This is a genomic window from Actinoallomurus acanthiterrae (assembly GCF_054775715.1).
The window spans coordinates 4,954,970-4,968,109 of the sequence record NZ_BAAHCO010000001.1 but is presented as its reverse complement, the minus strand read 5'-3'; the positions used below and the strand labels follow the sequence as shown (position 1 = coordinate 4,968,109).

At 73.7% G+C, this 13,140-nt stretch carries 1 pseudogene; it reads right to left on the bottom strand.

The features are described 5' to 3' along the window. Window positions 1–5: 5 nt before the first annotated feature. A pseudogene (locus ACYVF7_RS23870) lies at window positions 6–13,091 on the bottom strand (SDR family NAD(P)-dependent oxidoreductase); the annotation flags it as partial. Window positions 13,092–13,140 lie beyond the last annotated feature (49 nt).

The following is a 13,140-nucleotide window of genomic DNA, read 5'->3' as shown; positions in this document are numbered from 1 at the left end:
TGGATGGTGACGGCGCGGTTCCCGGCGTCGTCGGCCGGGCCGACGTGCACCTGGAGGTCGGTGGCGGTGCCGTCGCCCAGGAGCAGCGGCTCTTGCAGGTCCAGCTCGGCGACGTATCCGCAGCCGACGAGGTCGGCGGCCTGAACGGCGAGCTCCACGAACCCGGTGCCGGGGAACACGGCGGCGCCTCGTACCGCGTGGTCGGCCAGCCAGGGATGGGTCCGGGTCGAAACGCGTCCGGACAGCAGCGCACCGCCGGTGTCGGCCAGCCGTGTTCGCTCGGTGATCAGCGTACGTTCGGCGGGCGCCGCGTCGAGCCAGTAGCGATGGTGGTGGAAGGCGTAGGTGGGAAGGTCGACGTGGCGGCCGCCGGGCAGGAGGGGGCCGAAGTCGACGTCGGTGCCGGTGACGAACAGTTCGGCCGCCGAGGTGGCCAGGCGGTGCAGATCACCGCGGTCCCGCTGCAACGAACCGACCACCACCGGATCCGCGGCATCCAGGGTCTCTTCGATCCCGACCGTCAATACGGGATGCGGACTGACCTCCAGGAACGTCGTGGGCCCGGCCTCGGCGACCGCGCGGATCGTGTCGGCGAACCGCACCTGCCGCCGCAGATTCTCGAACCAGTACCCCGCGTCCAACCGGGATGTGTCCAACAGGCCCGCGGTGACCGTGGAGTAGAACGGCACCTCACCCGTACGCGGCTCGACATCGGCCAGCACCTCGGCCAGTACCTCGCGGAGTTCATCCATCTGGGCCGAGTGCGAGGCGTAGTCCACGGGGATCTGCCGCGCTCGAACCCCATCCTCCTCACACGCGGCGACCAGTCCTGCCAGCGCCTCCGTGTCACCCGAGACGACGACCGATCCCGGGCTGTTCACCGCCGCCACCGTCACCCGGCCATCCCACGCGGCCAGCCGCCGCTCGATGTTCTCCACGGACTCGGCGACCGAGACCATCCCGCCCTGACCGGCCAGCCGGCGGATCGCCTTACTGCGCAAGGCAACGATCCGGGCACCATCACGCAACGACAGGCCACCCACGGCACACGCCGCGGCGATCTCGCCTTGGGAGTGCCCGACAACGGCGGCGGGCTCCACTCCCCAGGATCGCCACGCCTCGGCCAGGGACACCATCACCGCCCAGAGCACCGGCTGCACGACATCCACACGCTCGAGCGCATGAGGATCCTCGGCGGCCTCGGCCGGCGACCAGTCGACGAACTCGCTCAACGCGGCAGCGCATTCGCCGAACCGCTCGGCGAACACGGGCGAGGACTCCAGCAACTCCGAGGCCATGCCCGCCCACTGCGACCCCTGCCCCGGGAACACCCACACAACGCCCGAGGCGGTCTCCGGTCGCACCCGGCCCCGCACGACATCAGGGCTCGTCTCCCCCGCGGCCAAGGCCATCAACGCACTGGACCTATCCGCCCCCAGCACCACCGCCCGGTGCTCCAGCCGCGCCCGATCCGACACCAGCGAGAACCCCACATCAACCGGCGGCAGCTCCCCGGCCAGCGAGGCCAACCGCCCCGCCTGCCCCCGCAACGACTCCGCACTCGCCGCCGACACCACCCACGGCACCGGCCCCTCAACGAGCGTGGGCTCCGGCTCCGGCTCCGGCTCGACACCCTCGATGATCACGTGCGCGTTCGTGCCACTCACCCCGAACGACGACACCCCCGCCCGGCGCGGACGGCCCGTCTCAGGCCAGGTCAGAGGCTTGCGCAGCAGTTCGACGGCGCCGGAGGTCCAGTCCACGTGCGGGGTCGGCTCGTCGATGTGCAAGGACGCGGGCAGGACACCGCGTCGCATCGACTCCACCATCTTGATCACACCCGCGACCCCGGCCGCGGCCTGCGTGTGACCCAGATTCGACTTCACCGACCCCAACCACACCGGACGATCCTCCGGCCGGCCCTGCCCATACGTGGCCAGCACCGCCTGCGCCTCGATCGGATCACCCAACCGGGTCCCCGTACCGTGCGCCTCCACGGCGTCCACCTCGGACGGCCCCAGACCCGCCGACGCCAACGCCGCCCGGATCACCCGCTGCTGCGACGGCCCGTTCGGCGCCGTCAACCCGTTCGACGCCCCGTCCTGATTGACCGCCGAACCCCGCACGACGGCCAACACCCGATGCCCACGCCGGCGCGCATCGGACTCCCGTTCGACCAGCAGCATCCCGACGCCCTCGGACCAGCCGGTGCCGTCGGCAGCCGCCGCGAAAGGCTTACACCGACCATCCGCCGCCAACCCCCGCTGCCGCGAGAACTCCACGAACACACCCGGCGTCGCCATCACCGACACCCCACCCGCCAACGCCAGATCACACTCACCCGCACGCAACGCCTGCGCAGCCAAATGCAACCCCACCAACGACGACGAACACGCCGTATCCACCGTCACCGCCGGCCCCTCGAGCCCGAACGCATACGCCACCCGACCCGACGCCACACTGCCCGCGTTACCAGTCCCGAGGTGCCCTTCGACCTCCTCCGGGACATGGTCGAGACGCCCCAGGTAGTCGTGGTACATCAGCCCGGCGAACACACCCGTCCGGCTACCACGCAACGACCGCGGATCAATACCCGCCCGCTCGAACGCCTCCCACGACACCTCCAACAACAACCGCTGCTGAGGATCCATCGCCACCGCCTCACGCGGCGACACCCCGAACAACCCCGCATCGAAATCCGCCACATCATGCAAGAACCCACCCGCACGCGCATACGACGTACCGGAATGCTCAGGATCCGGGTGATAGAGACCATCGAGATCCCACCCACGATCCTCCGGGAACCCCGAAATCACATCCCGCTCCGCGGCCAGCAACCGCCACAAACCCTCCGGCGAACCCACCCCACCCGGAAAACGGCACGCCATCCCCACGATCACCACCGGATCGTCGGCGTCCACGGCGGCCGGAGTCGCGGTACGCACCTCGGGTACGGTGCCGAACAGTTCGGTGCGCAGCCGATCGGCCGCGGCGGCCGGGGTGGGGTGGTCGAACACCAACGTCGCGGGCAGCCGACGTCCGGTGTGCGTGCTCAACCGGTTGCGCAGCTCGACCGCCATCAGCGAGTCGAAGCCGACGTCCCGGAACGGCCGCTGCGGGTCGACCTGCGCGGCCGAGGTGAAGCCGAGCACCGCGGCGGCCTGCTCCCGTACCAGGTCGAGCAGCCCTGACTCGGTGAGCGCCGCGGCCTGGGCGGACGGCTCGGCGCGTCGGCGCGCGGCCGGTACGAGCTCGGACAGCAACGCCGGGACGGGCGCGGTGATGCCACGCGGTTCCAGCCGCATCGGCACGCTCAGCGGGTCGCGCGCCGCGTTGAGCAGCGCGAACGCGTCGCCGGTGGCCATCGGCCGTACGCCGTCGTGGCCGAGCCGTCTGCGGTCGCCCTCGCCGAGCCGCCGCGTCAGGTCGCTTGCCGTCTCCCACAGGCCCCAGGCGAGGGAGTGCGCGGGCAGGCCGTTCGCCCGGCGGTGCTGCGCGAGTCCGTCGAGGAAGGTGTTGGCGGCCGCGTAATTCGCCTGCCCGGGACGCCCGAGCACCCCGGCCGCCGAGGAGAACAGCACGAACGCCGACAGGTCGTACCCGCAGGTCAGCTCGTGCAGCAGCCACGCGGCGTCCGCCTTCGGGCGCAGCACGGCGCGTAGCCGTTCCGGGGTGAGCGCCGAGACGACGCCGTCGTCCAGCACGCCCGCCGCGTGGACGACGCCGCGCAGCGGATGCGCCGGATCGATGGCCGCGATCGCGGCACCCAGCTGGTCACGGTCGCCGACATCGCAGGCCGCGATCCGCACGTCGGCGTCGAGTGCCGCCACGTCGGCCGCGCCGGGCGATTCCGGTCCGCCGCGGCTGAGCAGCAGCAGGTGCCGTACGCCGTGCCGTTCCACAAGGTGGCGGGCGACCAGGCCACCGAGGGTGCCGGTTCCCCCGGTCACCAGCACGGTCCCGTCCGGGTCCCAGGTGATGCCCCCGCTCTCCGGGGACGGTGCCCGGGTCAGCCGGGGGGTGAGGGGCACGCCGTCCCGGAGCGCCAGCTGCGGCTCGTCGCGGTTCAGCAGCGCGAGGTCGAGGCCGGCGTCGTCGTCGGTGTCGACAAGGAGGAACCGGCCGGGGTGTTCGGCCTGTGCGGAACGTACGAGTCCCCAGACCGCGGCGGCCGGCAGGTCGGTGACGTCCTCGCCGGGCCGGGCGGCGACCGCGCCGCGCGTCACCACGACCAGGCCGGCCGCGTCGTCCGCCTGGAGCGCGTGGAGGACGCGTTCGGTCAGCGCCCGGGTCGCGGCCGCGACATCCCCGGCGGGCGGGCCGGGTGCGCGGCAGTCGAGCACATTGAGCTCCCCGTCGGGTGGGGCGGGGTGGGCCGGTCGCCATGCGACGTGGTGCAGCGCGGCACCGGTCGCCGGGGCCGGCAGCCGTTCGGGGTCCAGCCGCCGTACGCGCAGGGACCCGACGGACAGCACGGCGGTGCCCGCCGGGTCGGTGACCTCGAGCGTGATGGTGTCCGGCGCGGTGACCGCGGCGCGCACCCGTACGGACGACGCACCCGCCGCGTGCAGCCGCACACCGGACCAGGCGAACGGCAGCACGGCCGCGTCTCCGGTCAGCGTCGCCACCCCGGCGACGTGCAGGGCGGCGTCGAGCAGCGCCGGATGCATCCCGAAGCCCCCCGGGTCCTCGGGGAGTTCCACGTCGGCGTACAGCGCACCGTCACCGTCGCGGCGGATCTCCCGTACGCCGCGGAACGCCTGCCCGTAGTGCATGCCGGCGTCGGCGAAACGCTCGTACAGGTCCGCCACGTCGACGGGCTCGGCGTCGCCCGGCGGCTCATCGGGCCGTACCGGCGCGGCGCCCTGGTCGGTGGTGAGCAGGCCGGTCGCGTGGTGCGTCCAGTCCCCCGTGCCTTCGGGGCGGGAGCTGATGCGCAGTGGACGGTGGCCGGCGTCGTCGGCGGCGCCGACCCGGACGTGGAGCTGCACGGCGCCGTCGTCGGGCAGCGGCAGCGGGTTCTCCAGGGTGAGCTCGGCGAGATCCGGTGCGCCGGCCCGTTCCCCCGCCGTCAGCGCGAGCTCCACGAAGCCGGTGCCCGGGAACAGCATGCTCGTTCCGACCACGTGGTCGGCGAGCCACGCGTGCGAGCTCGCGGCCAGCCTCCCGGTGCACACCAGGCCGTCGCCGTCCGGGAGGGGGATGGCGGTGCTGAGGAAGGGGTGCGCCAGGGCGTCGAGACCGATCGACCGCGCGTCCCCCGTGGTCCTGGGCCGGTCGAGCCAGTAGCGGTGGTGGTGGAAGGCGTAGGTGGGGAGGTCGACATGGCGGCCGGGCAGGAGAGGCCGGAAGTCGACGTCGACCCCGGTGACGAACAGCTCGGCCGCCGAAGTGGCAAGGCGGTCCAGTTCGCCGTGGCCACGGTGCAGGGAGCCGACCACGACGGCGTCCGTGTCGTCGAGGGTCTCCTCGATGGCGACGGTCAGGACGGGGTGCGGGCTGACCTCCAGGAACGTCGAACGCCCGGTGTCGGCGACCACGCGGATGGTGTCGGCGAAGCGCACCTGGTTCCGCAGGTTGCCGAACCAGTACCCCACGTCCAGACCCGCCGTGTCGAGCAGGTCCGCGGTGACGGTCGAGTAGAACGGCACCTCACTCGTACGCGGCTCGACCCCGGCCAGCACCTCGGCCAGTTCCTCCCGGAGTTCGTCCATGTGAACCGAGTGCGACGCGTAGTCCACCGGGATACGGCGGGCCCGCACCCCATCCCCTTCGCACTCGGCGACCAACTCCGCCAACGCCTCCGGATCACCCGAGACCACGACCGCTCTGGGGCTGTTCACGGCTGCCACGGTCACGCGCCCGTCCCACCGGGCGATTCGGCGCTCCACCTCGGTCACCGGCTCGGCGACCGACACCATCCCGCCCTGACCGGCCAGTCGGCGGATCGCCTTACTGCGCAGGGCAACGATCCGGGCGCCATCACGCAGCGACAGACCCCCGGCGACGCAGGCCGCAGCGATCTCCCCCTGAGAGTGCCCGATCACCGCGGCCGGCTCCACACCCCAGGTGCGCCACACCTCCGCGAGCGACACCATGACCGCCCAGAGCACGGGCTGTACGACGTCGACGCGTTCGAGTTGCTCCGCGTCGTTGGCCGCCTCCCACAGCGACCAGTCCACGAATTCGCCCAACGCGGCAGCGCATTCGCCGAACCGCTCGGCGAACACGGGCGAGGACTCCAGCAACGGCGCGGCCATGCCCGCCCACTGCGACCCCTGACCGGGGAACACCCACACCACACCCGACGACGCGGCGCCAGGACGTGCCCGGCCCCGCACGAGATCAGGGCGCGTCTCCCCCGCGGCCAGGGCCTTCAACGCACCCGCCTTGTCGCCGCCGAGAAACACGGCGCGGTGCTCCAGCCGCGCCCGGCCCGCCACCAGCGAGAACCCCACATCCACCGGAGACGCGCCCGCAGCCGAGGACGCCAACCGTCCGGCCTGGTCCCGAAGCGACTCCGCACTCGCCGCCGACACCACCCACGGCACCGGCCCCTCAACAAGCGCCGGCTCGGGCTCCGGCTCCGGCCCGACACCCTCGATGATCACGTGCGCGTTCGTGCCACTCACCCCGAACGACGACACCCCCGCCCGCCGCGGACGCCCCGTCTCAGGCCAGGTCACGGGCTTGCGCAGCAGTTCGACGGCACCCGACGACCAATCCACATGTGGTGACGGCTCATCGATGTGCAAAGACGCCGGCAGCACACCGCGTCGCATCGCCTCCACCATCTTGATCACACCCGCCACCCCGGCCGCAGCCTGCGTGTGACCCAGATTCGACTTCACCGACCCCAACCACACCGGACGATCCTCCGGCCGGCCCTGCCCATACGTGGCCAGCACCGCCTGCGCCTCGATCGGATCACCCAGCGTCGTCCCCGTGCCATGCGCCTCGACCGAGTCGACGTCGCCGGGGGTCAGGCCGGCGGAGGCGAGCGCCTGCCGGATCACCCGTTGCTGCGACGGCCCGTTCGGCGCCGTCAACCCGTTCGACGCCCCGTCCTGGTTGACCGCCGAACCCTTCACCACCGCCAGGACCGGGTGCCGACGGCGGCGCGCGTCCGACAGCCGCTCCACCAGCACGAGCCCCACGCCCTCAGACCAGCCGGTGCCGTCGGCAGCCGCCGCGAAAGGCTTACACCGCCCGTCCGCCGCCAACCCCCGCTGCCGGGAGAACTCCACGAACACACCGGGCGTCGCCATCACCGACACCCCACCGGCCAGCGCCAGATCACACTCACCCGCACGCAACGCCTGCGCAGCCAAATGCAACCCCACCAACGACGACGAACACGCCGTATCCACCGTCACCGCCGGACCCTCGAGCCCGAACGCATACGCCACCCGGCCCGACGCCACACTGGCGGCGTTACCGGTCAGCAGGTGCCCGGCGAGTTCCGGTGGGGCGGTGTGCAGGTCGGGGGCGTAGTCCTGGCCGTTGGTGCCGATGAACACCCCGGTGGGGGTACCGCGCAGCGACCGTGGAGCGATCCCGGACCGCTCGAACAGCTCCCACGACACCTCGAGCAACAACCGCTGCTGAGGATCCATCGCCACCGCCTCACGCGGCGACACCCCGAACAAGCCCGCATCAAAATCCGCCACATCGGACAAGAACCCACCCGCACGCGCATACGACGTACCGGGACGCTCCGGGTCGGGATCGAACAGTCCCTCCAGGTCCCACCCACGATCCTCGGGGAACCCCGAGATCACGTCGCGCTCGTCGGCCAGCAACCGCCACAGCTCCTCCGGGGAACCCACCCCACCCGGGAACCGGCACGCCATCCCCACGATCACCACCGGATCCCCGGCGTCCACGGCCACCGGTACGGCCAGGGCCGGGTGGTCCTCCGTACCGCTGTCGTCCAGCAGCGCGCTCAGGTGGGCCGCGAGCCGGGTGGGCGACGGATGGTCGAAGACCGTGGTGGCGGGCAGGGTGAGCCCGGTCGCGGTGGACAGTTGCGCGCGGAGCTGCACCGCGGTCAGCGAGTCGAAGCCCAGGTCGCGGAAGGCACGATCGGCGGGGAGCGCGTCGGTGGAGCGGTGGCCGAGGACCACGGCGGTACGGGCGAGCACGAGTTCGAGCAGCGCCCGCTCGCGCGCGACCGTGGACAGTCCGGCCAGCCGTTCGGTCAGCGCGGCCCCGTCCCCGTCGGTGCCGGCGGCCGGCAGGTCGCCGACCTCGGGCAGGTCGGCGATGAACGGGCTGGGCCGGGCCGCCGTGTACGCAGGGGCGAAGCGGGCCCAGTCGACGTCGGCGACCATGACGGACGTCTCGTCCGCATCCAGGGCACGGTCCAGCGTGGCCAGGGCGGCTCCTGGGTCCAGGCTGTCCAGGCCGTGCCGCGACAGCCGGTCGCCGACGTCCCCGGCCGCCATACCGGATCCCGCCCACGGGCCCCAGGACACGCAGATCGCGGGCAGGCCTTCGCTACGCCGCAGGTACGCCACGGCCTCCAGGGCGGCGTTGGCCGCCGCGTAGTTCGCCTGCCCCGGCGTGCCCAGCACCCCGGAGACCGAGGAGAACAGCACGAACGCCGACAGGTCACGTTCGCGGGTCAGCTCGTGCAGGTGCCGCGCCGCGGTGGCCTTCGCGTCCAGTACGCCGGTGAACCGCTCCGGGCCGAGCGTCGCGGCCGTCCCGTCGTCGAGCACCCCGGCGGCGTGGACGACCGCGTCCACCGGGTGCGCGGCGAGCACCCGCGCCAGCGCGGCCCGGTCGGCGGCGTCACACGAGCACACCGTGACGCGGGTCCCGCGGTCGTGCAGCTCGGCGCGCAGGTCCGACATGCCCGGCGCGGACTCGCCGCGCCGGCTGACCAGCACCAGTTGCTCGGCGCCGCCCTCGGCGAGCCAGCGGGCGACGTGCCGGCCCAGCGCCCCGGTACCGCCGGTGACCAGGACGGTCTGCCCGGCCCACCGGCCGGTCGTGGGCTCGGCGGGCGCGGACGTCTGGGGCCGGGTGAGCCGGCGCAGCAGCGTACGGCCGGGCCGGACCGCCACCTGGTCCTCGTCGCCGGCGCACAGCCGGCCGAGGACACGCGCCACCAGGTCGTCGTCGGGTGTGCCGGGCAGGTCCAGCAGCCCGCCCCAGCGCTCCGGGCTCTCCAGCGCGACGACGCGGCCCCAGCCCCAGGTCATCGCCTGCGCCGGATCCGGTGACGCGACGGCTACGGCACCACGCGTGAGGCACCACAACCGGGCTCTCTCCGCCTCCTGGGACTCCAGCGCCCGGTAGAGCGCGATATTGCGCACCAGGCCCCGGGACAGCCCGGGGTGACGCGGGTCGGGCGCGGTGTCGAGCGCGGCGAGCGACAGCACGGTGCAGGGCGACGGCAGGTCCAGGTCGCCGAGGTCGTCGTCAGCGGACAGCGTGAGCCGGCGGGTGGTGGCGCCGCGCCTCTCCAGTGCCTCCGCGAGCGCGGTCGGCCATGGCCCGTCCAGGCCCTCCGGCACCGCCAGCACCCACGCCCCCGCGGGCGCAGGCGCGGGCGCCTCCGTCAGCGGCGTCCACTCCGTACGGTATCGGCGCTCGTCACGCGCCGGTGCCTCGCTCGGCGCCGCCCAGTACCGGCGGTGCTGGAACGCGTACGCCGGCAGCGGCACCGTACGTCCCTCCGGCAGGACGCCGGCCCAGTCCACGGCGTGGCCGCGTACGTGGAGGCCGGCCAGCGCGGACAGCAGCGTCCGCCGGTCGTCGCGGTCGCGGCGCAGCGGAGCGACGACGGTCGCGTCCGGGCCGGCGAGCGACTCCTGGGCCATGCCCGTGAGCACCGCGTCCGGCCCGACCTCCACGAACGCCCGCGCGCCCGCGCCCTCCGCGCAGCGGACCGCGTCGGCGAATCGGACGCTCGCGCGGGCCTGCCGCACCCAGTATCCGGGCGAGCGGAGTTCCTCCTCCGCGATGATCTCTCCGGTGACCGTCGAGATCATCGGGATTTCCGGCGGCCGGAGGTCCAGGCCCGCCGCGATCGCGCGGAACTCCTCCAGCATCGGGTCCATCAGCGGCGAATGAAACGCATGCGACACACGCAGCCGCCGCGTCCGGTGACCGGATGCCCGCAGCGGCGCCACCGCGCGTTCCACCGCGTCCCGCCCACCGGAGAGCACGACCGACCGGGGCCCGTTGACCGCGGCGATCCCGGCGTCGACACCGGTGCCGGCCTCGGCGAGCGCGGCCACGGCCTCCTCTTCGCCGGCGTCCACCGCCACCATCACGCCGCCGCCGGGAAGCGCCTGCATGAGCCGTCCGCGCGCGGCCACGAGCGCGGCCGCGTCCGGCAGCGTCAGCACCCCCGCCACGTGCGCGGCGGCCAGCTCGCCGATCGAGTGACCGAGCAGCAGCCGGGGCCGCACCCCGCAGGACGTCAGCAACCGGAAGAGCGCGACCTCGACGGCGAACAGCGCGGGCTGGGTGAAGCCGGTCTGATCCAGGATGGCCGCGTCCTCGCCGTCCGCGGACAGGATCAGGTCGCGGAGCGGACGGTCGAGGTGTGCGTCGAACGCGGCGCAGACCGCGTCGAAGGCCTCGGCGTACGGAAGGTAGGCGGCGTAGAGGTCCTTCCCCATGCCCGGGTACTGCGCGCCCTGCCCGGTGAACAGGAAGGCCGTACGCCCCGGCGCCCCGGCGCCGACGGCGCCCGTGACGACCGCGGGGGACGGCTCACCGGCGGCCAGGGCACCGAGCGCCTCGGTCAGCTCGGCCCGGCCCTCACCGACGACCACCGCCCGGTGCCCGAGCGCCGCCCGCGTCCGTATCAGCGAGTGCGCGACGTCCGCCGGGGCCTGGTCGTCACGGTCGAGCAGCTGCTCACGCAGCCGCGCGGCCTGCCCGCGCAGTGCCGCCGGGTCGGCGCCGGACAGCGCCCACGCGGTGACCCCACCCGCCGGCGGTTCCGGTTCGGACTCCGGCTCGGGCTCTGGCGGTTCCTCCAGGATGAGATGGACGTTGGTGCCGCTGATGCCGAACGACGACACGCCCGCACGACGCGGGCGCGGGCCGCGCGGCCACGCGACCTGCTCGGTGAGCAGCCGGACGCCACCGGACGCCCAGTCGACCTCCGGGCTGGGCCGGTCCACGTGCAGGGTGCGGGGCAGGACGCCGTGCCGGAACGCCATGATCAGCTTGATCACCCCGGCGACGCCCGCCGCCGCCTGAGAGTGCCCGATGTTGGACTTGATCGAGCCGACCCACAGCGGGGCACCGTCCGTCCGGTCTTGGCCGTACGTGGCGAGCAGCGCCTGCGCCTCGATCGGGTCGCCGAGCAGCGTCCCGGTCCCGTGGGCCTCCACCGCGTCCACATCGGCCGCGACCAGGCCTGCCGCGGCCAGAGCCTGCCGGATCACCCGTTGCTGGGCCGGGCCACTGGGCGCCGTGAGGCCGTTGGACGCGCCGTCGGAGTTGACGGCCGAACCGCGCACCACCGCGAGGACCCGGTGGCCCAGTCGGCGCGCCCGGCTCAGCCGTTCCACCAGGACCAGGCCCGCGCCCTCGCCGAGACCGAACCCGTCGGCGGCGTCGGCGAACGCCTTGCAGCGGCCGTCCGGCGCCAGCCCGCCCTGCCGGGAGAACTCCACGAACATCCCCAGGCCGGGCATGACGGTGGCGCCTCCGGCCAGCGCCAGCCCGCACTCACCGCGCCGCACCGCCTGCGCGGCGAGGTGCAGCGCGGTCAGCGACGACGAGCAGGCGGTGTCCACGGTGACCGCCGGGCCTTCGAGCCCGAACGCGTACGCCACCCGCCCGGACGCCACGCTCGCGAGCGTCCCGGTGAGCACGTGCCCCTCCAGCGGCGAGCCGGCGTCCAGGCGCGGGCCGTAGCCCAGGGCCATCACGCCGACGAACACCCCGGTGCGGGTGCCGCGCACGGCGGTCGGGTCGATACCGGCGTCCTCGAACGTCTCCCAGGCGGTCTCGAGCAGCAGCCGCTGCTGCGGATCCATCGCCTCCGCTTCGCGCGGGCTGATGCGGAACAGATCCGCGTCGAACTGGTCGGCGTCGTACAGGAACCCGCCCTGCCGCTGGTAGTACCGCGCCCGGCGGTCACCCATCGTGGACCGATCCACGTACGCGCCGCCGATGTCCCAGCCGCGGTTCGCCGGGAAGTCGCCGACGGCGTCCACACCGTCGGCGACCAGCCGCCACAGGCCCTCGGCGTCGCCGGCTCCGCCGGGGTAGCGGCACCCGGCCCCGACGATGACGACCGGATCCTCGTCGTCATCCGCGGGCGCTACGAGGTCGTCGTCGCCGGGCTCGGCGTCCGTACCGGACGCGACGTGCCGCAGGTGCTCGGCGAGCCGCTCGGGGGTCGGGTGGTCGAACACCACCGTCACGGGCAGCGCGACGCCGGTGACCGCGACCAGGCCGTTGCGGATCTCCACGGCCGTGACCGAGTCGAACCCGAGATCGCGGAACGGCCTGGCCCGGTCGACCGCGTCCGGCGAGTCGTAGCCGAGAACGCCGGCGATCTCCCGGAGCACCACGTCCAGGTAGTCCGCGTCGTCGCTCCCGGCGCGCGGCGGCTCGGCCGGGGCGGTCGCCTCGCGTAGTGTGCGCTCGAACCGGCTCAGCGACCCCTGTCCGCGCCGCAGCGTCCCGTGCACCGCGATGGAGATCCCGGCGTCCGCGGCGGTCTCCTGCAGCGCCGCGGTGAGTACCGGATGCGGGCTCAGCTCCAGGAAGTGCCGGTACCCGTCGTCGAGCATCGCCCGCGTCGCCGCGACGAAACGGACCTCGCCGCGCAGCGCGCGGCACCAGTACTCCACGTCGAGCGGGGTGTCACCGAGCGGAGCGCCCAGCAACGTGGAGTAGAACGGCACCCGCGGCGGGACCGGCCGCACCGGCGTGAGGTGCTCGCGCATGGCGGGCAGGATCGCGGTGATCTGCGGGGAGTGCGCGGCGACGCCCACGGCGACCTTCCGCGCCCGCACGCCCGCCTCGTCCAGCACGCCGAGCAGTTCCTCCGCGGCGTCGGCGTCACCGGACACGATGGTCGCGGACGGCGCGTTCCGCGCGGCGACCACCAGCCGCCCGCCCAGCGTTCCAGCCGTCGTTCCACATCCTCGGCCGTGG